Annotated in this window: 24 protein-coding genes, 1 pseudogene and 1 riboswitch; of the genes and pseudogenes, 11 read left to right on the plus strand and 14 right to left on the minus strand. The window is 70.5% G+C overall.

Going from position 1 to position 24,014, the window contains the following annotated elements; all coding sequences use genetic code 11:
• Positions 1 to 91 precede the first annotated feature (91 nt).
• Positions 92 to 1,048, plus strand: a complete 957-nt coding sequence (locus ABGA98_RS08335) for an NAD(P)H-quinone oxidoreductase (protein ID WP_347617563.1) — start codon at positions 92 to 94, stop codon at positions 1,046 to 1,048.
• A gap of 5 nt (positions 1,049 to 1,053) precedes the next feature.
• Positions 1,054 to 1,572, plus strand: a complete 519-nt coding sequence (locus ABGA98_RS08340; RefSeq protein ID WP_132505806.1) for a bacterial proteasome activator family protein — start codon at positions 1,054 to 1,056, stop codon at positions 1,570 to 1,572.
• Here the strand turns inward: ABGA98_RS08340 and ABGA98_RS08345 are convergent.
• Positions 1,563 to 2,333 carry an HAD family hydrolase gene (locus tag ABGA98_RS08345; protein ID WP_347617564.1) on the minus strand — a complete coding sequence of 257 codons (771 nt, stop codon included), beginning with the start codon at positions 2,331 to 2,333 and terminating at the stop codon, positions 1,563 to 1,565. The genes ABGA98_RS08340 and ABGA98_RS08345 overlap by 10 nt on opposite strands.
• A 250-nt stretch (positions 2,334 to 2,583) precedes the next feature.
• Here ABGA98_RS08345 and ABGA98_RS08350 point away from each other — a divergent pair, with 250 nt between their 5' ends.
• The 3 genes from ABGA98_RS08350 (at position 2,584) to ABGA98_RS08360 (ending at position 5,507) form a co-directional block, all read left to right on the plus strand.
• Entirely contained in the window at positions 2,584 to 2,787 is a 204-nt protein-coding gene (locus ABGA98_RS08350; protein ID WP_043619750.1) for a cold-shock protein, read from the plus strand.
• Positions 2,788 to 2,947: 160 nt separating this feature from the next.
• Complete coding sequence (locus tag ABGA98_RS08355; protein WP_347617565.1) at positions 2,948 to 4,273, plus strand: hypothetical protein; 1,326 nt, start codon at positions 2,948 to 2,950, stop codon at positions 4,271 to 4,273.
• Positions 4,274 to 4,343: 70 nt separating this feature from the next.
• A complete protein-coding gene (locus ABGA98_RS08360) occupies positions 4,344 to 5,507 on the plus strand; it encodes an FAD-dependent monooxygenase (protein ID WP_347617566.1) in 1,164 nt (387 codons plus the stop codon).
• 9 nt (positions 5,508 to 5,516) lie between these two features.
• Here ABGA98_RS08360 and serS read toward each other — a convergent pair whose 3' ends face one another.
• The 3 genes from serS to ABGA98_RS08375 form a co-directional block, all read right to left on the minus strand.
• Positions 5,517 to 6,779 (minus strand): serine--tRNA ligase, encoded by a 1,263-nt coding sequence (gene serS / locus ABGA98_RS08365; RefSeq protein ID WP_347617567.1) that lies wholly within the window; start codon positions 6,777 to 6,779, stop codon positions 5,517 to 5,519.
• Between the two features lie 96 nt (positions 6,780 to 6,875).
• Positions 6,876 to 7,796 (minus strand): prephenate dehydratase, encoded by a 921-nt coding sequence (gene pheA, locus ABGA98_RS08370; RefSeq protein ID WP_347617568.1) that lies wholly within the window; start codon positions 7,794 to 7,796, stop codon positions 6,876 to 6,878.
• A gap of 130 nt (positions 7,797 to 7,926) precedes the next feature.
• Complete coding sequence (locus ABGA98_RS08375; protein ID WP_347617569.1) at positions 7,927 to 9,117, minus strand: glycosyltransferase 87 family protein; 1,191 nt, start codon at positions 9,115 to 9,117, stop codon at positions 7,927 to 7,929.
• A 394-nt stretch (positions 9,118 to 9,511) separates the two neighbouring features.
• Here ABGA98_RS08375 and ABGA98_RS08380 point away from each other — a divergent pair, with 394 nt between their 5' ends.
• Positions 9,512 to 11,893: a hypothetical protein gene (locus ABGA98_RS08380; RefSeq protein ID WP_347617570.1), complete on the plus strand. Its 2,382-nt coding sequence runs from the start codon at positions 9,512 to 9,514 to the stop codon at positions 11,891 to 11,893.
• 268 nt (positions 11,894 to 12,161) lie between these two features.
• Here ABGA98_RS08380 and mptB read toward each other — a convergent pair.
• From mptB to ABGA98_RS08395, 3 genes and pseudogenes are all read right to left on the minus strand, one after another.
• Positions 12,162 to 13,298, minus strand: a pseudogene (gene mptB / locus ABGA98_RS08385) (polyprenol phosphomannose-dependent alpha 1,6 mannosyltransferase MptB); the annotation flags it as partial.
• A gap of 92 nt (positions 13,299 to 13,390) precedes the next feature.
• On the minus strand, positions 13,391 to 14,119 hold the full coding sequence (locus tag ABGA98_RS08390) for a glycosyltransferase (RefSeq protein WP_347617571.1): 729 nt from the start codon (positions 14,117 to 14,119) through the stop codon (positions 13,391 to 13,393).
• A 30-nt stretch (positions 14,120 to 14,149) separates the two neighbouring features.
• Positions 14,150 to 14,497, minus strand: a complete 348-nt coding sequence (locus ABGA98_RS08395) for an STAS domain-containing protein (protein ID WP_132328427.1) — start codon at positions 14,495 to 14,497, stop codon at positions 14,150 to 14,152.
• A gap of 312 nt (positions 14,498 to 14,809) precedes the next feature.
• Between ABGA98_RS08395 and ABGA98_RS08400 the strand changes: the two genes are divergently transcribed.
• Positions 14,810 to 15,091, plus strand: a complete 282-nt coding sequence (locus ABGA98_RS08400; protein ID WP_347617572.1) for a hypothetical protein — start codon at positions 14,810 to 14,812, stop codon at positions 15,089 to 15,091.
• Between the two features lie 12 nt (positions 15,092 to 15,103).
• Here the strand turns inward: ABGA98_RS08400 and ABGA98_RS08405 are convergent, their stop codons facing one another.
• Together ABGA98_RS08405 and ABGA98_RS08410 are read right to left on the minus strand one after the other, a co-directional pair.
• Positions 15,104 to 16,237 carry an ATP-binding protein gene (locus ABGA98_RS08405; RefSeq protein WP_347617573.1) on the minus strand — a complete coding sequence of 378 codons (1,134 nt, stop codon included), beginning with the start codon at positions 16,235 to 16,237 and terminating at the stop codon, positions 15,104 to 15,106.
• The gene (locus tag ABGA98_RS08410) at positions 16,237 to 16,935 is read right to left on the minus strand and encodes a response regulator transcription factor (RefSeq protein WP_347617574.1); all 699 of its coding nucleotides are present in this window, start codon (positions 16,933 to 16,935) and stop codon (positions 16,237 to 16,239) included. The genes ABGA98_RS08405 and ABGA98_RS08410 overlap by 1 nt, the downstream gene beginning before the upstream one ends.
• Before the next feature lie 94 nt (positions 16,936 to 17,029).
• Between ABGA98_RS08410 and ABGA98_RS08415 the strand changes: the two genes are divergently transcribed.
• The 3 genes from ABGA98_RS08415 to yidC all read left to right on the plus strand — a co-directional run bounded on the left by ABGA98_RS08415 (position 17,030) and on the right by yidC (position 18,131).
• Positions 17,030 to 17,203: a hypothetical protein gene (locus ABGA98_RS08415; protein WP_161714338.1), complete on the plus strand. Its 174-nt coding sequence runs from the start codon at positions 17,030 to 17,032 to the stop codon at positions 17,201 to 17,203.
• Positions 17,204 to 17,207: 4 nt separating this feature from the next.
• The gene (locus ABGA98_RS08420; RefSeq protein ID WP_132505839.1) at positions 17,208 to 17,408 is read left to right on the plus strand and encodes a DUF6412 domain-containing protein; all 201 of its coding nucleotides are present in this window, start codon (positions 17,208 to 17,210) and stop codon (positions 17,406 to 17,408) included.
• Positions 17,409 to 17,489: 81 nt separating this feature from the next.
• Positions 17,490 to 18,131 carry a membrane protein insertase YidC gene (gene yidC / locus ABGA98_RS08425; RefSeq protein ID WP_347617575.1) on the plus strand — a complete coding sequence of 214 codons (642 nt, stop codon included), beginning with the start codon at positions 17,490 to 17,492 and terminating at the stop codon, positions 18,129 to 18,131.
• On the opposite strand, the gene ABGA98_RS08430 is transcribed toward yidC, so the two are convergent.
• Both ABGA98_RS08430 and ABGA98_RS08435 read right to left on the minus strand, forming a co-directional pair.
• The gene (locus ABGA98_RS08430; protein ID WP_347617576.1) at positions 18,115 to 18,552 is read right to left on the minus strand and encodes an ATP-binding protein; all 438 of its coding nucleotides are present in this window, start codon (positions 18,550 to 18,552) and stop codon (positions 18,115 to 18,117) included. The genes yidC and ABGA98_RS08430 overlap by 17 nt on opposite strands.
• A gap of 119 nt (positions 18,553 to 18,671) precedes the next feature.
• Positions 18,672 to 20,552: a PAS domain-containing sensor histidine kinase gene (locus ABGA98_RS08435; protein WP_347617577.1), complete on the minus strand. Its 1,881-nt coding sequence runs from the start codon at positions 20,550 to 20,552 to the stop codon at positions 18,672 to 18,674.
• 96 nt (positions 20,553 to 20,648) lie between these two features.
• On the opposite strand from ABGA98_RS08435, the gene ABGA98_RS08440 reads away from it, so the two are divergent.
• The gene (locus ABGA98_RS08440) at positions 20,649 to 21,224 is read left to right on the plus strand and encodes a methylated-DNA--[protein]-cysteine S-methyltransferase (protein WP_347617578.1); all 576 of its coding nucleotides are present in this window, start codon (positions 20,649 to 20,651) and stop codon (positions 21,222 to 21,224) included.
• Here the strand turns inward: ABGA98_RS08440 and ABGA98_RS08445 are convergent.
• From ABGA98_RS08445 to ABGA98_RS08455, 3 genes are all read right to left on the minus strand, one after another.
• Positions 21,187 to 22,521, minus strand: a complete 1,335-nt coding sequence (locus ABGA98_RS08445) for a cytosine permease (RefSeq protein ID WP_347617579.1) — start codon at positions 22,519 to 22,521, stop codon at positions 21,187 to 21,189. The two genes, ABGA98_RS08440 and ABGA98_RS08445, sit on opposite strands and share 38 nt — an antisense overlap.
• Positions 22,512 to 22,624: riboswitch (TPP riboswitch) on the minus strand. It overlaps the preceding gene by 10 nt.
• A 409-nt stretch (positions 22,625 to 23,033) precedes the next feature.
• Positions 23,034 to 23,357 carry a rhodanese-like domain-containing protein gene (locus ABGA98_RS08450; RefSeq protein ID WP_347617580.1) on the minus strand — a complete coding sequence of 108 codons (324 nt, stop codon included), beginning with the start codon at positions 23,355 to 23,357 and terminating at the stop codon, positions 23,034 to 23,036.
• Between the two features lie 202 nt (positions 23,358 to 23,559).
• Positions 23,560 to 23,994, minus strand: coding sequence for a helix-turn-helix domain-containing protein (locus tag ABGA98_RS08455; protein ID WP_347617581.1), 435 nt, complete (start codon positions 23,992 to 23,994; stop codon positions 23,560 to 23,562).
• Positions 23,995 to 24,014 lie beyond the last annotated feature (20 nt).

The raw sequence follows: 24,014 nt of genomic DNA on the forward strand, positions 1-24,014 counted from the left end.
AAAGGGGCAGCAAATACCTTGCAGGTTAACGCCACCCGCTCCTACGCAGCCCGCCAACCCGGAACTTCTTTGCCCGGCTACCGTGGTTCGCATGCGAGCCATTGAGATCACCGAGCCGGGCGGCCCCGAGGTGCTGGAGTGGCACGAGGTGCCCGATCCCGAGGTGGGGCGCGGAGACGTGCTCATCGACGTGACCGCCTCCGCGGTCAACCGTGCCGATGTCCTGCAACGTCAGGGGTTCTACGACCCTCCTCCCGGAACGTCGCCCTACCCGGGGCTGGAGGCCTCGGGCATGGTGGCCGCGGTGGGCGCCGACGTCGAGCAGTTCAAGGCCGGCGACGCGGTGTGCGCGCTGCTCGGGGGCGGCGGTTACGCCGAGCGCGTAGCCGTGCCCTGGCAGCAGGTCATGCCGCTGCCTGACGGGGTGTCGCCGCGCGAGGCGGCCGGGCTGCCCGAGGTGGCCTGCACCGTCTGGTCCAACGTGTTCATGATCGGGCGGCTGCGCAGGGGCGAGACGCTGCTCGTGCACGGCGGCGCGAGCGGGATCGGGACGTTCGCGGTGCAGCTGGCCAAGGCGCTCGGCTCCCACGTGGTCGCGACGGTCGGCACGGCGGAAAAGGCCGAGCGGGTCAAGAAGCTCGGCGCCGACGAGGTGATCAACTACCGCGAGGAGGACTTCGCGGACAAAGTACGCGCCGACGTCATCCTCGACATCATGGGCGCGAAATACCTCGCGGGCAACATCAAGGCGCTGCGCACCGGCGGCCGGCTGGTGATCATCGGGCTCCAGGGCGGCCGCAAGGCCGAGCTCGACCTGGGCGCCCTGCTCGCCAAGCGCGCCTCCGTGCACGCGACAGGGCTGCGCTCGCGTCCCGTGGAGGAGAAGGGCGCCATCGTCCGCAGCGTCGTCGACAACGTCTGGCCGCTGGTCGGGGCCGGTGCGGTGCGTCCCGTGGTCCACGCGGAGGTGCCCATGGCGGACGCCGCCGAAGCTCACCGAATGCTGGATTCCGGGGAGCACGTCGGCAAGATCCTGCTAGTACGGTGAGAGTTATGAATGCTGAGGACAACAACACCCCCCACATCGTGGTGGTGGGTCCTGACTTCCAAGGTCAGGGCGATAGCGGCGAGGACGATCGGTCGGTCACCAACCTGGTCGAGCAGCCCGCGAAGGTGATGCGCATCGGCAGCATGATCAGGCAGCTTCTCGAGGAGGTCCGCGCGGCTCCCCTCGACGAGGCCAGCCGTAAGAGGTTGAAGGAGATCCACGAGTCGTCCATCAAGGAGCTCGAGGACGGCCTGGCGCCGGAGCTGGTCGACGAGCTGGAACGCCTGTCGCTCCCGTTCACCGACGAGACCGGCACGCCGCCGAGCGAGGCCGAGCTGCGCATCGCGCACGCCCAGCTCGTCGGCTGGCTCGAAGGTTTGTTCCACGGCATCCAGACCACGCTGTTCGCGCAGCAGATGGCCGCCCGTGCCCAGCTTGAGCAGATGCGCAGGGCGCTGCCCGGGGTGCCGCACGGTGAGGAGCCGCAGCCGCGGCCGCCCGGTGGTTCCGGCCCCTACCTGTAAAGCTTCTCGATCACCTGCGCGACGCCGTCGGCGTCGTTGGTCGCCGTCACGTGATCGACCGCCGCCAGCACGGCGGGATGCGCGTTCGCGACGGCGTACGCCGTGCCTGCCCAGCTCAGCATGGGCAGGTCGTTCGGCATGTCGCCGAACGCCACGGCCTGCGCGGGTCTGATCTCGTGCTGTGCGGCCAGCGCCGCCAGGGCGCTGGCCTTCGTGACGCCTCGGGCGCTCATCTCGATCAGGCCTCTGCGGCTGGAGTGGGTGGCGGTCACCAGGTGCCCCACCAGCTCGTGCACGGTGGCCTGGAGTTCGTCCGGGCCCATGCCCGGGTGCAGGGCCAGCAGCTTGGCACACGGACGTGCCGTGAGGGAGCCGGCGCGGGCGGTCCCCTTGGCCTTGTCGAGGGTGCCGAGGAGGAAATCCGACTCGTGCGCAAAACCGGCTTCATACTCGACCGAAAATGCGAGATCGGACACGTTCGCTCTTAGCTGAGCCACGACTTCCTCGAGTACATCCACCGTGATCAGGTGAGATTCCACTATCCGTTCGGTATGGAGATCGTAGATCAGTGCCCCGTTCGCACAGATGGCGAGCCCGTGGTGACGCACCGCACCCGCGACCCCGCCCATCCAGCGCGGCGGCCGCCCTGTCACGAACACCAGCGCAGCCCCCGATTCCTCGACTTTGGCGAAGGCCGCAGCCGTGCGGGGAGACACGGTTCCGTCGGTGCGCAACGCGGTGCCGTCCAGGTCGGTGGCCACTAGACGGGGTGTGGGAAGGCTCTGCATAACAGGTTCCAGTTTGCCTGGTGATGCCGCCTGACAGAAATCTTCCTAGGGACGGGAACACCAACGCGCCAGAATGGTGTTAGATGTGATGGCGTTGTATTAGCTGATCCCGTAGTGAAAACCAGCATGACTTTGTCTGAGCCACCCCGGGTGCTTGCTGTACGACACACCGGGATCCACGAGGTGTGGGTCCCATAGATTCACATCCTGAGGGAGAGCTTTTATGGCTCAGGGAACCGTCAAGTGGTTCAACGCCGAGAAGGGCTTCGGCTTCATCGCCCCGGACGGCGGTGCGCCGGACGTGTTCGTGCACTTCTCCGAGATCGTCGGCAACGGCTACCGCAGCCTTGAAGACGGCCAGCGGGTCGAGTTCGAGATCACGCAGGGCCAGAAGGGGCCGCAGGCCTCGCAGGTTCGCGCCATCTGACCTGTAGCAGCGAGAGAGACCGGGGTCCGCATTCCAGCGGGCTCCGGTCTTCGCATGTGTCGGCTTGGTCACGGCTGTGACTCGACTCACGCAGCCCTTGAACCGCCGGACCCTCTGATACATCGACCTCTATATGAGGTATGCGTGGTCATGTCACCCCGTGACCGTCGCCGGGGTCTTCGTACTGCTGGTCAACGACCACCTGCTCAAGCAGGCCTGGCCCGGGTTCGTCACGGGCAAGCTCAGCGACGTGGCAGGGCTCGTGGTGGCGCCCGCCCTGCTGGCGCTGCTCTTCTGGCGCCGGGCCGATCTGGCGGCCACCGTGCTCACCGGGGCGCTGTTCGCCCTCGCGAAATCGACGGAGACGGGCGCTGAGGTCGCCTCCCAGGTCTGGACCCTCGTGGCGGGCCCGTCGCGCGTCCTGGCCGATCCCACGGACCTGCTGGCCCTCCCCGCGCTCGCGCTGGCCTGGTGGGTACGCGGGCGCAGCCTCCAGGCGCACTCCTCCAGATGGCGGATCATCGCGGCGATGCCGCTGACCGTGCTGGCCGTGGCCGCCACGTCGGCCGACCACATGCCCGCCGCGGAGTCCGTCGAGGTGGACGGCGACCGGATCGTCGTGCACGTTTCGAGCGGCCCCGACCAGATCTCCCGCGACGGCGGAGCCACCTGGTCGCAGATCGACGCGGTGACGGCGGACGAGCCCAGGAGCCCGCAGAGCGCCGCCTGCGTGCCCAGGCAGGCGACCCGGTGCTACCGGGTGGTGCCGGACCGGACGGCCGTGCAGCAGTCCGACGACGGCGGCAGGACGTGGCGGCCGTCGTGGCCCACGTCCGAGGACGACCGCGAGCGGCTGCGCAGGACCTACTCCGGCGGCCACGAGCACCACTCGATGGGCCTGGCCGCGGTGCCCCGGCCCGGCGGGCACGTCGTGGTCGTCGCGAACGGCCGGGACGGCATCCTGGTCCGCGACGTCCAGGGGACGTGGCGGCGGGTGGGCTGGCCCGGCTCGGCCGCGGAGCCGGCCGCGACCGTGGACCTGAGCCTGGAGCGCGGCGTGGCGCTCTTCCTGGCCGCCTGCATGTTGTTCGGCGGCGTCGGGGCGGGGCTGCGCCAGTTCCACCGCGTGTACACCGGCTTCGCCATCTTCGCCTGCCTGGGCGTCTTCTCCGTGGCCGCCGAGGCCGCTCTTCCGGGCAATGACGCGTTCGGCCTGGTCGCGCTCGGTGTCGTCGCGGCTTTGATCGGGACCCCGGTCTGCCTCGTGCTGGCGTTCGCGGGCCGGGCGCGTCCCGTGACGGCCGCGGCCGGCGTCATGGGAGCGCCGCTCGTCTACGCGGCCGTCTACCTGCCCTTCGACGGCTGGGCCGGCGGCGCGCCCGACGCGTACGAGGTCGCCGTCGCGATCGCCGCGGTGCTCACCGTTCTCGTGCTGGTGGCGGGCGCCGCCCTCATCAGGAACGACGCGAGCCGTTCCGGCCCGTGACCTGGGACACCTCTACCCCCTGCTACTCTGTGGCACAGATTGATTACTTTGCGTCACAATGGGGGCTCCGGTGAAAGTCGCCTGCGTCGGCGGTGGACCCGCCAACCTGTACTTCTCGATCCTGATGAAACGTGTGGATCCGTCCCACGACATCACCATCTACGAACGGAACCCGGCCGGCTCGACATACGGCTGGGGCGTGACCTACTGGGACGAACTGTTCAACGATCTCCACCGGGCCGACGCCGACTCCGCGCGGGCCATCAGCGAGAGCTCGGTCCGCTGGGACTCCTGGGTCGCCGACATCCGCGAACGCGCCACGGTGACGGTCGAGCAAGGGGAGGCCGGCTACGGCATCAGCCGGCGCCGGTTGCTGGGCATCCTCGCGGAACGCGCCGAGTCGCTCGGCGTACGCATCGAGTGGGAGCGCGAGATCACCGACGAGGACGAGTTCGGCGACGCCGACCTCGTCGTGGCGGGTGACGGCGTCAACAGCGGGCTGCGCGACCGCCACGCCGAGCACTTCGGCCCCGAGTTCCATACCGGCCAGAACATCTACATCTGGCTCGGCACCACCAAGGTCTTCGACGCGTTCGTCTTCGCCTTCGTGGAGACCGAGCACGGCTGGATCTGGTGTTACGGCTACAAGTACAGCAAGGAGCACAGCACCTGCGTCATCGAGTGCACCCCAGAAACCTGGCGAGGGCTCGGGCTCGACCAGGGGAAGGAAGCCGACAGCCTGGCCATCCTGGAGAAGCTCTTCGCCGACCTCCTCGACGGGCACCCGCTGATCGGGCGGGCGCAGGCCGACGGCACCGCGCACTGGCTGCACTTCCGTACGCTGACCAACCGCACGTGGCACCACGGCAACGTCGTGCTGGTGGGGGACGCCGCGCACACCACGCACTATTCCATCGGCGCGGGCACCGCCCTGGCCCTGGCGGACGCCTCCGTCCTGGCCAAGGAGCTCTACCAGCAGAAAGACCTCGAAACGGCCCTCACCGCCTACGAACGAGAGTCGAAGGCGAAACTCCGCTCGCCGCAGCGGGCCGCCCGCTACAGCGCCCGGTGGTTCGAGAACCTCCCGCGCTACATCGACCGCTCGCCCATGCAGGTGATCACGCTGCTGGGCCAGCGGCACTCGGTGATGCAGACACTCGTCCCGCCGGCGCTCTATTACCGGTACGACCGGATCGCCGGGCGGGTCGGAGGGCTCTTCGGGTTCGGGCGCTGACGGCGGCCGTTATTTGGCCGGCTCCAGCACGTCGAGGCCGACGTAGGGGCGCAGCGCCTGCGGGACCACCACGGAACCGTCGGCCTGCTGGTGGTTCTCCAGGATCGCGACGATCCAGCGGGTCGTGGCCAGCGTGCCGTTGAGCGTGGCCAGGTGCTGGGGCTTGCCGTCCTTGTCGCGATAGCGGACGGCGAGCCTGCGCGCCTGGAACTCGGTGCAGTTGGAGGTCGAGGTCAGCTCGCGGTAGCGGCCCTGGGTCGGGATCCACGCCTCGCAGTCGAACTTGCGGGCCGCCGACATGCCGAGGTCGCCCGCCGCCGTGTCGATGATGCGGTAGGGGACCTCGATCTTGGCCAGCATCTCCTTCTCCCAGGCCAGCAGCCGCCGGTGCTCCTCCTGGGCGTCCTCGGGGCGCACGTAGGAGAACATCTCGACCTTGTCGAACTGGTGGACCCGGATGATGCCCCTGGTGTCCTTGCCGTACGAGCCCGCCTCGCGACGGAAGCACGACGACCAGCCCGCGTAGCGCAGCGGCAGGTCGTCGGCCGCGAGGATCTCCTGCGCGTGATAGCCGGCCAGCGACACCTCGGAGGTGCCGACCAGGTAGAGGTCGTCCTCAGGGAGGCGGTAGATCTCCTTGTCGTGGGCCACGTGGAAGCCGGTGCCCTGCATGGTCTCCGGCTTGACCAGCACCGGAGTGATCATCGGCGTGAACCCCGCCTCGATCGCCTGCTGCATGGCCATGTTGAGCAGGCCGAGCTGCAGCCGGGCGCCGACGCCCTTGAGGAAGAAGAACCGCGAGCCGGACACCTTGGCGCCCCGCTCCATGTCGATGGCCCCGAGCGCCTCGCCCAGCTCCAGGTGGTCTTTGGGGGTGAAGTCGAACGCGCGCGGCTCGCCATGGGTCTCCAGCACGACGTAGTCGTCCTCGCCGCCCTCGGGCGCGCCCTCATCGACGATGTTGGGCACCGCCTGGAGCGCCTCGTCGAGCTCGGCCCCCAGCTTCTCCGCCTCGGCTTCCGCGGCCTTGACCTGGCTCGCGAGGTCTTTGGCCCGCTGGAGCAGAGCGGCCTTCTCCTCGCCCTGCGCCCTGGAGACCGACTTGCCCATGCTCTTTTGCTCGGCACGCATGGACTCGAACGCGGTCAGCGCGGAACGCCGGCGTTCGTCCAGGTCGAGCAGCGTGTCGACGACGGAGTCGTCCTCACCGCGGGCACGCTGCGACGCCCGTAGCCGGTCGGGATCCTCACGAAGGGTACGCAGGTCAATCACAAGGAAAAGGCTACCGGCGCCGGAACGCGGCCCGCCCCTCTATTACGCCGAGTCGCCGCCACCCCGCGTCGCGGGCCGTCGCATCTGCCGGCGTGCTCAGACCTGGCCGGCGCGGACCCGCGCCAGCCACTCGGCCGCCTCGCCGAACGCGTCGTCGGACGTGCCGCGCCTGATCTGCGGCGTCACCCCGTCGGCCCGCGGATAGCTCCCCAGGAACCGCACCTCGCCGCAGACGCGGTGCAGCCCCGCGATCGCCTCGCCGACACGGGCGTCGGCGATGTGGCCCTCGAAGTCGAAATGGAAGAAGTAGCGGCCGATGCCGTCGCCGGTCGGCCGCGACTCGATGCGCGTCAGGTTGACCCCGCGTACGGAGAACTCCGTCAGCATCTCCAGCAGCGCGCCCGGGTGGTCGTCGGCGAGGAAGACCACCAGCGTGGTGCGGTCGGAACCGGTCGGCGCGGGCAGCGGCTGAGGGCGGCCGACCCGGACGAACCTGGTCACCGTGTCGGACCTGTCGCCGATGTCGGAGGCCAGCTCGACCAGCCCGTAGTGCTCGCCCGCGATGCGGGCGGCGATGGCCGCGTCGTAGGGAGAGCCGGGCAGCGACACCTCCTGGGCCGCGGCCGCCGTCGACGGGGCGGCCACCACGACGGCGTCGGGCAGCTCGCGGGAGATGAAGGCGCGGCACTGGGTGATGGCCGCGGGATGCGTGTAGACCCGCTTGACGTGGGCCATCTCGGTGTCGGGCCGGGCCAGCAGCGAGAACTGCACGGGCAACAGCAGCTCGGCCGTGATCAGCAGCGGCTCGCCCCAGGCGAACTCGTCGAGCGTCGTGGTGATGGCGCCCTCGATGGAGTTTTCCAGCGGCACGACGGCGCCGTCGGCATCGCCCGCGCGGGCGGCGTTGAGTGCGGCGCTCACGTTGGCGCAGGGCAGGCGCTCGGCGGTGGGGTCGAGGAGCCGCAGGGCCTCTTCGGTGAAGGTGCCTTCGGGTCCGAGATAGGCGAGACGGGGCATGAGTCCAGAGTATCCGCAGGTGGACAGCGCATGGTGACCATTCGGCCGAGCGCGTGGCGACGACCGGCTGAAGCTGCCACGAAGCCCGCGCCGTGATCAGCGGACCCAGCCCCAGGCGGGCCGCGCCGGGTCAAGCGAGCATCCGGCGTTTCGGCACCCAGGACGCCAGCAACCACACCAGGGCCAGCGCCCCCAGCCCGAACCCGTTCTGGACGATCTTCCCGAGCACCAGGCTGGCGCCCGGGATGTCGGCCGCCTTCAGCGTCACGCCCCACCACGGGACGGGCACCACGTAGTACAGCCACACCCCGGCCGCGACCCGCAGCCTGACCGGGTCGCGGCCGTCGCCGACGATCGCGCCGAGCACCACGACCACGTAGGCCAGGTGGTGGATCCAGGCGACCGGCGAGAGCAGCACGGCCATCAACCCGACGAGCGCGACCGCGGTGATGGAGTCACCGGCCTGGTACGCGTCCCGCGCGCCGCGGAACCCGTACCAGCCGACCGCGGCCACGATCACCACCCAGATCGCGAACGTCAGCAGGTCGGGCAGGTAGAGGCGGATCAGCATGCCGCGGATCGACTGGTTGGTGGTGGCCGCGTTCGCGCCGAGGCGTTCGGGATCGAGCAGCGCCGAGAACCAGAAGTCGGCCGCGTCCTGCGGGATCACCCCGAACGGCAGCAGCGTGAGCACCGCCGCCGCGAACGCCGCCATGAAGAACGTCCGCCACTGCCTGGTGACCAGCAGGTAGATCAGGAAGACGCCGGGCGTCAGCTTCACCGCCGTGGCCAGCCCGATCAGGAACCCCCGCGGCCACCACGGCCTCCTGGCCACGCAGTCCGCCAGGCACAGGGCGACCAGCAGGATGTCGACCTGGCCGAACCGCACCTGGTCTCGGATGGGCATCATGTACGCGCAGGCCACCATGAACAGGGCGAACGCCCACGGCGCGTACTTCCGCCACGTGCCCAGGGCATCCCTGAACGCGAAGCCCACGGTCACGGCCAGCGCCACGAAGATCCCGGCCGTCCACACCCACTGCGCGACCCCCCAGGACATCCCGGCGAGCCCGACGGCCAGCATCGCCGCGACGGGCGGGTAGGTGAACGGCAGCAGTTGCGGCGCGGGAGTGAAGTAGTCGTACACCGGCCGCCCGTCGAGGAGCATCTGCCCCCCGGTGCGATAGACGTCCAGGTCGACCAGGCGTTGATCGTCCGCGTTGGTGAGCCATGTGTGCACCAGCGGGGTCACGGCCGCCGCGACGACGAGCACCACGACCGCCCACGCCCACCACTGCCGCCGCCCCGCGCCCCCGGTCATCGGACCTGCTCCGTCGCGTCGCGGGGCAGGCGGGTCGCCGGCGGAACGCTCACGGGTGGTCTTCCTCGGTGATCGCGCAGGCGTGGCCGTCGGCCCGCCGGAGGGTGCCGGGCCGGGAGTCGCTTCGGGATCGGGGCTTGACGTGGCCAAGGGTCAACGGAGTGTTGCTCGCCGCACGGTTGGCACAGGCCCCGCTCCCTCGGGGTGGCACGTACTCACGGACCTCATGACCGAGCAGCGTACCGTGCCGGGCCGGCCATGCCCGCCGCCGGCTTGCCCGCACGCTCGGGCACCGGCGCGCGCCCACGCGCCGTGCCGACGGCCGAAGCCCGCCTGCGCTCAGCATCTACGATCGGACGCACATCCTTCCCCGAAGACGCTGGAGTTCCCGCACATGCCCATCGACGCCAGGCCGGACCCGTACGGCGGCGGGCACGAGTCGCGCGGCCGGCGGCGTGTGCGATCAGGCCGTCCCCTCCGCCGCGTGATGACGTTGCTGCTGGGCGTCGCCCTGGCCACGGCCATCGTGCCCGCGGCGGCGCACGCCGGGACGCCGCAGGCGGACCCCGCGGCAACGGCGCAGGAGCGGGCGGTCATGGGGCGCGTGGCCCTGGTCGGCGTGCCCGGCCTGGAGTGGAGCGACCTCGACCGGTCACGAACGCCCCACCTGTGGGACCTCGTCGGCAAGGGCTCCTCCGCCTCGCTCTCCACCCGTACGGTGCCGCCCCCCGACCGGGGCATCACCTGCCCCACGGCGGGCTGGCTGACCGTCTCGGCGGGCCAGCGAGCGGGCACGCCGGGCAAGGGCTGCCCCCCGGCCCCCGTGCCCCGGCAATCGGGTCAGGGCGCCACGGTCCCAGGATGGGAGGCGCTGAGCGCCCACCAGGGCGAGACGGGCTTCGACGCCCGGCTGGGCACCCTGGGCCGGGTCGTGAGGGACGGCGGAGGGAAGGTGGCCGCGATCGGCCCCGGAGCCGCGCTCGCGGCGGCCGACACCTCGGGAAACGTCGCCACCTACGCCCCCGACCTGGGCTCCGCCGCCGACCTGACCCCCTACGACCTCGTCGTCTTCGAAGCCGCGGACCTGGCGACCACCTGGGCCGCCCGGCCCCTGGACGAGTACGGAGTCTCCACCCCGATGCCCGCCGAGGTCAGGAAGGCGGCGGTGGCCCGGGCCGACCGGCAGATCGGCGCCCTGCTCGGCAAGCTGCCCGCCGGCACCTCCGTCCTGCTGGCCGGCGTCTCCGACGTGACGCCCAACGCCCACCTCCACGTGGCCGTCGCCGCCGGCCCGTCGGCTCCCGGCGGCCCGCCGTTCCCGCACGGCCGCCTCACGGCCACCTCCACCCGCCAGGACTCCCTGGTCACGATCACCGACCTCACCGCCACCGCGGTCCAGCTCCTCGGCCTGCCGGCGCCCCGCGAGGTCGTCGGCCGCCCGTGGCGGTCCGGCGACGCCGCCCCGCCCGACCCGGCCGGCACGGTGACGGACCTGGCCGACGCCGACCTGGCCAGCCAGGTGCTCCGCGACGTACGCGGCCCCTTCTTCACCGTCCTGGTGACGGTGCAACTCCTCTTCTACGCCCTCGCCGCCCTGGCCCTCCGCCGCCGCTCCAAGAACGGCCGGCCCCGCACCCCGCCGGAGACACCGGCCGCCTCCGGGGTCGTGCCACCGCCGGACGGCGCGGCCGCGGGCCTGGCGAGCGCGTCCAGGCTGCTCGTCGCCGTCCAGGTCGTCGCGGTCGTCAGCGGCGCCATTCCCGTGTCGACCTTCCTGGCCCAGCTGGTGCCCTGGTGGACGCTGCCGGTCCCGATGGTGTCGGTGATCGTGACGATCGTCGCCATCGCCGCCCTGATCACCGCCGCGGCCTTCGCGGGGCCGTGGCGCTCCCACGTGCTCGGCCCTCTCACCGTGGTCGCCGCCGTCACCTCGCTCGCGCTCCTCCTCGACGTCATGACCGGCTCCAAGCTCCAGGTGAACGCCGTGACCGGCTACGAGCCCGTCACCGGAGGACGGTTCTACGGCTTCAGCAACATCGCCTTCGCCGTCTACGCCACCGGCACCCTGCTCGGCCTGGCCGGGGTGGCCCAGTGGCTGCTCGGCAGGGGGATGTCCAGGGTCGTGGTCGTCGCGGCGTGCGCGGTCTATGGAGGGCTGGCCGTCTTCGCGGACGGATGGCCGTCGTGGGGGGCCGACTTCGGCGGCGTGCCGGCCTTCGTGATCGGTCTGGCCGTCTTCCTCATCCTCCTGTCGGGCCGGCGCGTGTCCCTGCCGAAACTGGCGCTCGTCGGCCTGGCGGGGGCGCTGCTCGTGGGGACGCTGTCGGTGTTCGACTGGCTGCGGCCCGAGCCTGAACGCACCCACCTGGGCACCTTCGTGCAGCAGATCATCGACGGCCAGGCGTGGACGGTGGTCCTGCGCAAGCTCACCGCCATGGTCGGCGTGACCGTCGGCAACTGGTCGCTGACCCTCCTCTCCGTGGTCGCGCTGGCCTTCCTCTTCCTGGTGCTCGCCCGCCCATCACACTGGGGCGCCTCCGCGCTGGGCCAGGTCTACGCGCTGGCCCCGGTGCTCAGGGCGGGCCTTTTCGGTACGCTCACGTGCGCGTTCGTCGCCTTCCTCATGAACGACTCGGGCATCGCCATCCCCTCTATGGCGTTGACGGTAGCCGTGCCGCTGACGCTGGCCGCGTGCGTGCGCGCCCTGCAGCTCGCCACGCCCACACCAGCAGCGCCACGGTCAGGGCCAGCAGGGCCCACGCGAGCCGGGGTCTGAGCTCGGTACTGAGCCACACGAGGTCCTGTGGCTGGCCCTCCACCCTGGCGGGCAGGTAGGCCAGCGACAGGACCAGCAGGTGCGCGACCACGAACCTGTCGAGTGCCGACGCCGTCACGAGCGCCAGCAGGCCAAGCGCCAGCCCGTCGTACCACGGCAGGATGTAGGGGGTCGCGAACACGTACGCCACCACCAGCACCGCCGCCACGACGGGAGCCTCCAGACCTCCCCCATCCGTGGCCACCGAACCGGCACCCGATGCCGTACGGGACGCGAGGCGGAACAGGAACCAGGCGACGAGTGCGAGCACCAGGAGGGAGCCCACCTGGATCTCTCCTCGGTAGGCGCTGCCGGTGCCCACGACGGACTGCAGCCAGCCCTGGGCGAGCTTCCAGAACGAGGCGTGCGAGACGGCCTTGCTGGTGCGGGTCATCGGCTCGATCGCCGCCGTGCCGACGATCGCGTAACCGGCGACCACCACGGCGAGGGCGCACCCGGCCATGAGCGCCAGCCGGGCAGGGCGCCGTCGCAACTCCCAGGCCGGGCCCAGGGCGACGAGACCGGCGTTGATCTTGATCGCCACGCCGAGGCCGAGCAGGACGCCCGAACCCGCGGGGCGGGCCCTGGACAGCAGGGCGGCGACCATGCAGGCGATGGCGAGGGTGTCGACGTGCATGCCCGCCACCAACTGGTAGAGCAGGAGCGGGTTGGCCGTCCACAACAACGCGGCGCGCAGGCGTCTCGCCGGGTCGCCACGGGCGTACCGGTCGATGAGCAGGCCCGTCACGATGAAGGCGGCGGCGTTGAACAGGGCCAGCACGAATATCGTCAGCCGGAGCGAGTCGCCGCCCACCCAGCTCGCCACCGCCTGCAGAGCCGTCGCCACCGGGCCGTAGACGCTCGGCTCCTCCCGCCACGGCTCCTCGACCGCATCGGCGACGGGGTCGCCGGGAAGATCCACCGCGCCGTGGGTGTAGGGGTCGGCGCCCAGCGTCACCATGCGGCCGTAGACGGCGTAGTTGAGGTGGTCGCCGGAACCCGAGGGAGGCAGGAACGCGAGCAGGCCCGCCGCCAGGCAGCCGATCATGACCACCGTGCGCGCGAGGTCAGGGGGGACCCGGGGACCGCGGGTGAGGGACAGGGCGAGCAGGAGGCCGAGGCCGCCGAGGACGAGGGCGGCGGCGGCCATGGCGACCGTGAGATGGGGGTCGGGCCGGACCTCGAAGGAGTAGGGCGGTTGCCAGGCAGGGCCGGTCAATGCGGGGACCATCGGCGAAGGACCGAGCAGGCCGATGGTGAGCGTCAGCAGGATCGAGGCGCCGATCGCCGCCGTGGCCGCCCACGCGAGCCGGCCTCGTGCCTTGTCGCGCCACGCTTGCGAAGTCACCGGAAGATTCCAGCACATTCGCCAGGTGGTCCCGGACGGACGAGGTCAGACCTCCCCACGCCGGACGTTTTCCCGCTCACCGAGCGGAACGTTTCCCGCACGGCACGTGGTCAGCGCTTGAAGCCGAGTTTGTCCAGATTTTGCGTGACAAGTGGCTCCCGCGTGGCCAGCGCGCGCGCCACATCGCGCAACTGCACGGCCCGGTGGAGCTGCGCCCGCCAGTCGGTGCCGGTGGCGCGGTGTGCCATGTCGACCTCGACCTCGGTGACCCGGAACCCCTTGCGCAACAGGTCGATCGTCAGCGCCGTCTCCACGCCGAACCCGTGCGCCAGCGGCCTGGCCGCCTCGAAAGCGGCTCTGGTGAGGCAGCGCTGGCCGTTGAGCGGCTGGGCGGGCTCGAAGCCGGTGGCCCGGCGGATGCCCTCTTTCGACAGGCGGACGACTAAGCCGTGGCCGCCGAGCCGCACCCGGGTGGTGAACACGGCGATGGTCATGTCGGCCTCGCCGGCGCGTACGGGCTCGATGAGCGGGGCGGCGGCCTGGGCCGTGTCGCCCAGATCGGCGTCGAGGAAGAGGAGATGCCGGGGAGCGGCGTCCTCGTCGAGGAGGCGTACGGACTCCGCGCCTGTCTCCATGGCGGCAGCCTTGCCCTTGTTGCGGCTGTGGCGCACCACCCGGGCGCCGGCCGCGCGGGCGACCCGTCCGGTCTGGTCGGACGAGCCGTCGTCGACGACCACGACGAGGTCGACGCCGGGCAGCGCCGCCGCCGCCCTGACGGTGGCCGCGATGCGGTCCGCCTCGTTGGCGGCCGGGATGACGGCCGCCGTGTCACCGCCCATCGGGCGTCACCTCCGCACGCGCGGCTTCCGTCATGATCCCTCGGCTATGAGAAACTCCTGCGGCACCTCGTCGTACACGGTGAACACCGAGTCGAGCCCCGTGACCTGCAGGATCTTGCGTACGGCGGGACGCGGCGCGGCCACGTCGAGCGCCCCTCCCTGCTCTTTCATGCGCTTGAGTGCCGAGAGCAGCACGTTCATCCCCGTGGAGTCGCAGAAATCCACGGCGGACATGTCGATGACCACCCGGCTAGGCCCTTCCTGCAGGAGCCGAGTGAACTCGGACTGCAGGTGGGGCGCCGTGTACAGGTCGATTTCTCCGGTGATGGCGACGAGCGCGCACCCGGCCTGTGATCGAGTCGAGACCTTGAGCTCCACATGGGCAGGCTAGCGGCGCGGAGGCTTCCGGTCACGTTGTCACGCCGATAGGGCGACCACAGGTTTTTGTCCTCCGTTTGGGCTCCATGGAAACGGAGAGTACGCGAAGCTTGACAGCGTGACATCGGAACTGGCAACCGCGTCATGGCGAAGGAGGGGCTGGGGCACGTCAGGCGGGCCCCCGGATCGATGAACGCAGACAATCCTGAAGATCCTCAGCGTCAGGGCCTCCGCGAACGACTGGAGACCATCCTCATCCGCACAGAGAAGGCCACCTCATGGGATGACGAAGCAGGACGCCTCCGCGGCCTGGTGAACCACGAAGGCTATGTCCCCATCCGCACCCGGCTCGCGATCGAGGACCTCGACTTCCTCGCCGGCGCGCGCGCCGACCTGCTCAGGTTCTCCGAGCTCGGGCTCAGGCTGCTCGACCTCCACCAGCCGAGGGACGCGGGGGGCATCACGAGTGACACGGCTCACCCGATCCTGCGGTGCAGGAGTTGCATGTGGCGCTGGCCTTGCCCGACATTTCGGGCAATGTCGGAGTCATTCGGCCTGCCCCGCTCCGACGTCGACCTTCCGGAAAGCGCCTGAGCGCCCGAGGGATCAGCCGGCGACCAGGGGAAGCCGGATCTCGAACCGGCACCCCGGCCCGTCGTTGACCACCTCGATCCTCCCGTCGTGCGCCTCCACGATCCCCTGCGCGATGGCCAGCCCGAGCCCCGCCCCGCCGTCGGCCGTAGGAGTGCGTGCGGCCTCCCCTCGGAAAGCCACCTCGAACAACCGGGGCAGATCCTCCTCCGGGATCCCCCCGCAGCAGTCGGTCACCGACAGGCATGCCATGCCCGTCTCGTCCACGCGGGCCCGCAGCACCACGGTCTGGTCAGACGGCGTGTGCCGGATGGCGTTGACCACCAGGTTGCCCAGGGCCCGCCCCAGCGCCCCCGCGTCGGCCTCCACGGGCACGACGGCCGCCGCCTCGGCCGTCAGCACCACGCCCTTGGCGCGGGCCAGCGGCTCGGCCCCCGCCAGGGTGTCGGCGACGAGATCTGCCAGCCCGATCCTGGCCCGCGACAACCGCAGGGCGCCCGCGTGGATGCGTGACAGCTCGAACAGGTCGTCCACCATCGCGGAGAGCCGCTCCACCTCCTGCTTGATCTGCCCGTGGTAGCGCGCGACCGTCTCGGGGTCGGAGACCACGCCGTCCTCCAGCGCCTCGGCCATGGCCCGCATCCCGGCCAGCGGCGTGCGAAGGTCGTGGCTCACCCAGGCCACCAGTTCCCGGCGCGCCCCTTCGAGCGCCTGCTCGCGCGCGTACGCCTCCTCCAGGGTGTTGGCGATCGTCTGGAGCTCCGCGGGCAGCCCCTCGGGTGCCACGAACGGCGGATGGAGCACGGCGGCCACCAGCCGCCTGCTCTCCCCGACCACCCGCTTGGCCAGCACGAACGCGACCCCGAGCCCCACGAGCCCGCCCACGGTCACCACGCTCAGCACGAAGTCCTTGACCGCCCCCTCGATGATCATCTTCATGATGATCGCCACGACGCCCGCCAGCGTGGCCGCCACGGCGACGACCACGACCACGGCCAGCATCACGCCGATCGACCGGGTGCGCAGCCGCCACATCACCGCGACGCCCGCGAACGCGATCAGCAGACCGAGCCCGGCCGTCACGGCGACGACCATGGCCAGGTCGCCGACGGCCACCGCCGGCTGCGTCAGGGCGGTCGTCCGAGGCATCAGGGCCCGTCTTCCAGGGGTTCGTACCGGTAGCCGACCCCCCACACCGTCACGATCCTGCGCGGCCTGGTGGGGTCGGGCTCGATCTTCTCGCGCAGCCGCCGCACATGCACGGTCACGGTGGACGAGTCGCCGAACGACCACCCCCACACCTGGTTGAGCAGCGCGGACCGGCTGAACGCCTGTCGGGGGTTGCGCATGAGGTGGGCCAGCAGGTCGAACTCCCGCGCCGTCAGCATCACCTCCGCACCCTCCAGGTGCACCTCGTGGGCGCCCACGTCCACCACCAGGCCCCCGTCGCGGAGCACGCCGGTGCCGCCCGTGACGGAGGCGCCGCGGGCGCGGCGCAACACCGACTGGACGCGCAGCGCCAGCTCGCGCGGGCTGAACGGCTTGGTCACGTAGTCGTCGGCCCCGGTCTCGAGCCCGGCCACCCGGTCGATCTCCTCGCCGAGCGCGGTCAGCATGATCACCGGTACGGGCCAACGTTCCCTGAGCTTCCTGCACACCTGAAGCCCGTCGAGCTTCGGCAACATCAGGTCGAGCACCATCAGGTCCGGCGGGTGGGCCAGCGCCCTGCGCAGCGCCTCGACGCCGTCGCCCACGCATTCGACCTCGTGCCCGTCGCGCTCCAGATAGCGGGCAACGACCTCGGAGACGGTCGGATCGTCGTCCACGACCAGGATGCGGGTGTTCACCACTTCACGGTACGGCCCGGCTTTACGAAGGTGGCAAGGACGTCATTACTTCGTAAGCGTCGCGGATCATGCCATGAGGACGTACGGTGGCCTCATGGGTAGAGTCGTGATGCTCGTTCTCGGGACCCTGCTGGGTCTCTTCGTGTTGTTCAACTTCCTCCTGCCGATGGTGCTGGGGCTGCTCAAGGTCGCCCTGATCATCGGTGTGGTCGCTCTGCTCGTCTTCGTCGTGGTCACGGTGATGGGCAAGTCCTCACGGTCGCACTGAGCCGGTGACGCAGCTCCTGTTCGACCCGTGGCTGGCGGGGATCACCCTGGTGGCGGTCCTGCTGCTGGTCACATGGGCGGCCACGTTGCTGCCCGCCTTCGGCGGCGAGCCGCGACGTTTCCCGCTGACCTACGCGCGGCGCACGGCGTTCCAGCGCCTGCGCGACCCTGACGCGGCCGGCCGCCCGCGTCCACGCGCACCCTAGGCATGCCCCGCTTCCTTCCAAGCGGGGCTCCTCAGGCGCAGGCCGAGTGAGCCCTTCCTCTCTCACGCGGAAACAGGGCTCATGATCGATTCTCTTGTCACGTTCGTCATCACCGTGTCCGGGGGCCATGCCGCGCTCGGCATCGTGCTCTTCACGCTGGCCGTACGCCTCCTGCTGCTGCCGCTCAACGTGCGCCAGGCCCGCACCAGCAAGATCAAGGAGAGGCTGGCACCCAGGCTGCGCACGCTGCAGAAGCGCTACCAGCGCAATCCCGAGCGGCTGGCCAAGGAGGTCTCCGCCCTCTACGCCAAGGAGGGCAGTTCGCCGTTCGCCGGGATCATGCCGATGCTGGCGCAACTTCCGTTCATGTGGCTGATGTACCGGGTGGCCACGCATCCGACCGCGCTGGCCGGGCATGACCTGTTCGGGGCTCCGCTGGGGCAGCAGGTGGCGGGCGTGATCGCTAATTACGGTCTGGTCAGCACCCCGGTTTTGGTCTTCTTCTTGGTCATCGTCCTGGTCGCAGCGGTGGCGTGGTTCTCCGCGAGGCAAATCAAGATCACCGAAGAGCAGCCGGAGCTGATGAAGAAGATCATGCCGCTGCTGCCGTACGGCTCCGTGCTCGCCGCACTCGTGCTGCCGCTGGCGGCCGGAATCTATCTGCTCGTCTCCACGGTGTGGGCCGTGAGCGAGCGGGCCGTGCTCGCTAGCCGGCCTCTCTGAGCGCCGCCACCTGCCCGTTCACCGAGCCGTTGCCGTGCGGAGCGGGCAGGATGGCCCACACCGTCGTGGTCTCGCCCTCGTGCCGGACGCCCCAGCTTTCCGCCACATATTCGACGATGCCGAGCCCTCGGCCCCCGAGCGAGGACAGGGTCGGGCGGCCGGCGCGTGGCTCCGTCGCCGCTCCTCCGTCGCTCACCGCCACCTCGATGTGGTCCTCGTTGCGCAGCCAGGCGACCCGCACCATGCCGGAAGGAAGCGGGTGCGCGTGCCGCAACGCGTTGCTCAGCAGTTCGCTCACCACGAGCACGGCGTCGTCGATCGCCGCGGAGAAAACCCCGCCGTCCTGCAGGTCAGTGCTCAGACGCTGGCGGGCGACGGCGACGCTGGACGGCGCGTACGGGAGCAGCACCACGCTTGACACACCCACCTCCCCGTTCCCTGTGCCCCCCATGGGAACACTCCCCGGTACGACCGAAATGCCCCGTTAGCCGACTCCAGAAACCGCATCTCGATCACAGCTTGTACACATTGGACGATAGATCAGCGCAACTGTGACCGCCTCGTTACCGCATCGGTGTGTCGGATCCGATAGGGCAGAACGAGCCGCATGCGGGTGCCACCTCCCGGTCTCGGATGGGCGCTCACGTCGCCTCCTTGTGCCCTCGCGAGGCTGCGGACGATGTAGAGCCCGAGCCCTACTCCACCAAACCTTCTCCGGTCGCCGCTGTCCACCTGGACGAAGCGCTCAAAGATCCGCTCCCGGTCAGGCGGGGCGATTCCGACGCCCTCGTCGTCGACGACCACGACGACGTTGCCGGCCTCGGGCCAGGCCTCCACGGCGATCAACCCGCCCTCGGGCGAGTACTTGAAGGCGTTCTCCAGCAGTTGCCCCAGAACGATGTCCGTGGCCAGCGCGTCGCCCAGCACGTTCGGCAGTTCGTCGGGGAGCGTCACCTCGACCCGGTGCTTGTCCGACAACACGGGCAGCCCGAGCGTGGCGGCCCGGATCCGCTCGGCCAGGTCGAACTCCTCGATCCGGACCTTGAGCTCGTCCGCCCCCGCCCTGGAGCCCAGCAGCAGGTGGTCCATGAGCTGGCCGAGCGACCTGGACCGCTCGGCGATCGTGTGCACGGCCGAACGGCGCTCGGGGTCGCTCAGCTTGTCCCAGCGCGAGTCCAGCGTGCTGGCGAACCCCCGCACGATCGTGATCGGAGTGCGCAGCTCGTGGCTGGTCGTGGCCAGGAACAGGTCCTTGGCCTCCTCGAGCTCCTTGGCCGCGGTCACGTCGCGGAAGTCGATGACCACCTCGCCGGTCTCCTCGATCCGCGCGCTCACCACGTCCAGCCAGCGGCCCGTCTCCAACTGGAACGTGACCTTCTCGCCCGGCTCGGGCAGCGGGAACGGCGGGGGCCCGCCGATGACGTCGTCAGCCGAGAACCCGGTCAGAGCGGCGGCGGCCGGGTTCCAGCGGACCACGCGGCCCGCCCCGTCGAGCACGGCGATGCCGTCGGCACTGGCGTCGAAGACGGCCCGCTCATGGGCCCGCTGCCGCACCGCCTCCTGGTAGGCGACCGCGTTGCCCACGGCGATGCCCGCATGACCGGCGAGCAGCTCCAGCAGTTCCAGTTCGAGATGCCCGGGGACACGCCGGGCGAAGAGCGCGTAGAGGGCTCCGTACGGGCGCCCGCCGACGGCGGCCAGGCCCAGAGTGATCGTGTGCAGGCCGTCCAGCCGCGCCCACACCAGCTCGTCGAGCCCGTTCGTCTCCAGCATGACGGTCTTGCCGGTGCGTAACAACTTGTCCACCAGGCTCGTACGCAGGTCGGTGGTGGTGCCCCTGATCGCCTCCGGCAACTGGTAGGTGCTGACCAGCCGCAACCGGTCGCCCTCGATCAGCACGAACCCGCCCGCGTCCGCGCCGGTGAGCTCCGTGAGGCTGGCCGAGATCCGGTCGAGCACGGCCGACAACTCCAGCTCGGAGTTGATGTCGCCGACCACGTCCGTCAGCCTGCGCACGAGGCGTTCCCTGCGCGCCATGCGGTGCCTGGCCAGCTCGTCGGCCCGCGCCGGATGGTGCACGCAGACGTATCCGGCCACGGCGTTGCCCAGGCGCAGGGCGCTGATGTCCACCCGGAGGTCGAGCAGGACGCCGTCCTTGCGCAGGCGTTTGGTGCGCAACGACACCGACTCTCCCGTGCGTACGCGCTCCAGCACGGCGTTGAGCTCGGCGGTCAGCTCGCCGGGCACGATCGGCGCCCGCCGCCCGAGCATGTCCTCGGCCGCCCACCCGAACAACCGCTCGGCGGCCTCGTTCCAGACCAGCACGCTCTGGTCACGGTCGAGCGCCACGACGGCGTTGGGCGACCCGGCGAGCACCGCGCGTGCGATCTCGTCGTCACTACCGGCCCATTCGTCCCCCACACCTCCATAGTGCACGTGGCTTGGTAGGTGCGTCGGGCGATCCGTCCGATACGCTGCGGTCACGGCGATCTCGGCGGGTGTGGAGGGTGAGGGCGAATGGCGAGCGGTGATCTCGATGCCCTGTTGCGGGTGACCTCCAGCACCTACCGCGGCGAGACGCCGCCCGACATCGCGTTCGGCACCTACGACGGCGCCGTGGGCAGGCTGGTGCTGGCCGTGACGGGCAAGGGCATCGCGGCCTGCAGCTTCGAGAGCGAGAACGACGTCTTCGAGCTGGTCAGCCGGCATGTGGGCACGTTCATCGGCAACGACGCGCGACGGCTCGACCCGGTGCGCAGAGAGCTCGACGCCTACTTCTCGGGCCGGCTGCGCGCGTTCGCCACGCCGGTCGACTGGGCGCTGGCCACCACGTTCGCCCGGTCGGTGCTGCAGAAGACCACGGCGGTCCCCTACGGCACGACCACGACGCTGGAGGAGATCGGCCAGAGCATCGGCAGGCCGCGTGCGCTGCGTGCGATCGGCAACGCGCTGGCCTCCAACCCCGTCTGCGTGATCGTGCCCTGCCACCGGGTGGTGCGCGAGGACGGCGCGCTCGGCGAGTACGCGGGTGGCGCGAGCGCCAAGCAGCACCTGCTCAACGTCGAACAGCGCGCCTCCGCAGCACGCCGATGAGCGCGGTCACGAGGGCCGCCACCACCGCCGCGCCGAGCGCGCCGTTCATCCACGGTTGCCTGGTGAAACCGATGGCGTCGCGGGCCGACGCCCAGAACCCGTCCCACGCCGCGATGGTGGGCGTCGAGGTGGTCAGCCAGTAGGCGGCGAAGCCGAGCGCCCACGGCACCAGCATCGACCAGCGCGAGGGGGCGTCCTCGTCGGTGTTCCAGCGGTCGGAGCGGCCGAACCCGAAATAGTCGACGGCCAGCACCGCGAACATCGGCACGAACACCGCCCCGATCACGCCCAGGAACGCGCCGTACGAGGTGACGTCGACGACCAGGGCGATCACGACCGTGAACACGCCGATGGCGGTGGAGATGACCCGCCGGTCGACGCGCGGCATCAGGTTCTGCAGCGACATGGTGGTGGAGTAGACGTTCGCGAACGACTGGTCGGTCTCGCGCAACACCAGGATGCCGAAGAACAGCGCTCCGAGCGGCGCGGCCACGAACGGGCTGAACACGGCCGTGTTGTCGGCCTCCACGACGGCGGCGCCGGCGATGGCCACGGCGTAGACGCCGAGCCCGAGGCAGGCCACCTGGGCGATCGTGTAGCCGCCGACGATCCCGGTGAACGCGGCGCGCCCGGAGCGGGAGTGCCGGGCGAAGTCGGCGGCCAGCGGCACCCAGGACACCGACAGCGCGATCACGTAGTCGACGGCCGGGGCGAACCCGGTCCACGACCCGCCGGCGGGTGCGGGCGCCTCGGACAGGAAGAACCAGGTGAACCAGATCATCGACACGATCACGCCGACGGTGACGTACCGCCGCAGCAGGCGGATCGCGCCGAGCGGCCAGATCGTGAGCGCGGTGGTCAGCACGCCCGCCAGCACCACCCACACGGGGTACGCCACCCCGTCGAAGATCGCGGTGGCGGCCTTGGCGATCACCCACAGCTCGAAAGCGCCCCATCCGAGCATCTGCACGATGTTCAGCACCGTGGGCGCGAAGGAGATCCTGGCCCCGAACAGGCCGCGCAGCAGCACCATCGCGGGCTGGCCCGTGCGGGTGCCGGGGATGGCGGACAGGCCCACCATGGCCGTGCCGATCAGGCTGCCGACCACCGTCGCCACCAGTGCGGCGGCCAGGCTCAGCGGCGCGTCGCCGGTCGGGTTGAGCAGGAGCAGCGCCCCTGAGAAGCCGAGGAGGCTGACACCGAGGTTGGCCCAGAGCGCGCCCTGATCGAGCACGCCCAGGGTCTTGGGGGCCTGACCGTCGAGAGTCAGCGGAACTTCGTCGGCGACGTGCGACATCGCACACTCCCTACGCCGGCATTACCCGGACAGGTTCATGCGGTCGGCGACAGCCGTAGTCGCCCTCTCAGCCTGATTGCCTCAAGCTCCCGCGGATTGATTTGTCGGTGCGGAGCCGGAATGTCCGAGTTCCGCGGGCCCCATGATGCCTCATCCCTCCACGTTCGGCCAGCCCGGGATGCCATGACCCGCGTCACGGCGGGAGAGCGACCTCCGCGCGGATGGCCGGCGGGCGTCCGGCAGGAAAGGAGGGATTCTTGTCCCTTCACACCATCGCATGGCCCGCTCAAGCCTGCATATCCTGCCCATCAATTGCCGGCCTGCGGCGAAATTCCACCGCAAGCCGGTTGTGTCCAGCAGCGCAATAGGCAATCGCCTTGGGGAGGCGAAAAGGGGGAAAGCTGACGGCACTCCGTAGCCGTACAAGCGTCGAAAGGGCCACCCACGAGTGCCATGGGTGGCCCTTCGGCCTGCTCCGGAGCACCTATGGCGCGCGGTGGCAGGCGTCCGGCTCAGGCCACGAAGGGCTGCTCCCCCGTCTCGCTGACCAGCGGACGCCCGGCCGCCTCCCACGACTGCATGCCGCCCCCGACGTTGACGGCGTCGCGCCCGAGCTGGTTGAGCCAGGCCGCCACCTGCAGCGACCGGCCGCCCACCCGGCAGACGACGTAGACCGTCCGGTCGCTCGGCACCTCGTCGACCCGGCCCTGGATCTGGGTCATCGGGATGTGCACCGCCTCACGGGCGTGGCCCGCCCGCCATTCGTCCTGCTCGCGGACGTCGAGAAGGTAGGCGTCTGCCGGGATGCCGCCCGGCTCGATCTCAGGAACGGTCATGACCCCATCATCTCCCGGCGAGGGAGTGCCGTCGCCTGGAGGAGGAGCGACGAAGGAGCGACGGGGGAAGGCGCCGGCACCAGACGACCGAGCCCGCCTCACGAAGTGAGGCCATGAACACGCGAGGGAGTGCCGTCGCCTGGAGGAGGAGCGACGAAGGAGCGACGGGGGAAGGCGCCGGCACCAGACGACCGAGCCCGCCTCACGAAGTGAGGCCATGAGCGCGCGCGTCGTACGCGGCGCGGGCGCGGGCGATCTCCTCCTGGTGGGCCTCGGTCCAGGTGACCAGGGACTTGATGGTCTCGTGCAGCGTACGGCCGAGCGGCGTCAGCGCGTAGTCGACCCTGGGCGGGACGACGGGGTGGACCGTGCGGCTGACCAGGCCGTCGCGTTCGAGCTGGCGCAGCGTGACGCTCAACATGCGCTGGCTGACGCCGTCGATCTCCCGGCGGAGCTGGGTGAAACGCAGGCTCTTGCAGTCGAGCAGGGCGATGACGAGAAGCGACCACTTGTCGGCGATGCGATCGAGGATCTGGCGCACCTCGCAGTCCTCACGGGTGTCCCACTGGCGCGCGTCGTAGTCGTCGTCCATGGTGCCTGCGGAGTAACCGAGTGACTCGGAAGTGCCTTCTTCCATGAAATCTCATAATGGCCAAT

The sequence above is a fragment of the Nonomuraea sp. B1E8 genome, from assembly GCF_039871515.1.
Lineage (GTDB): Bacteria > Actinomycetota > Actinomycetes > Streptosporangiales > Streptosporangiaceae > Nonomuraea.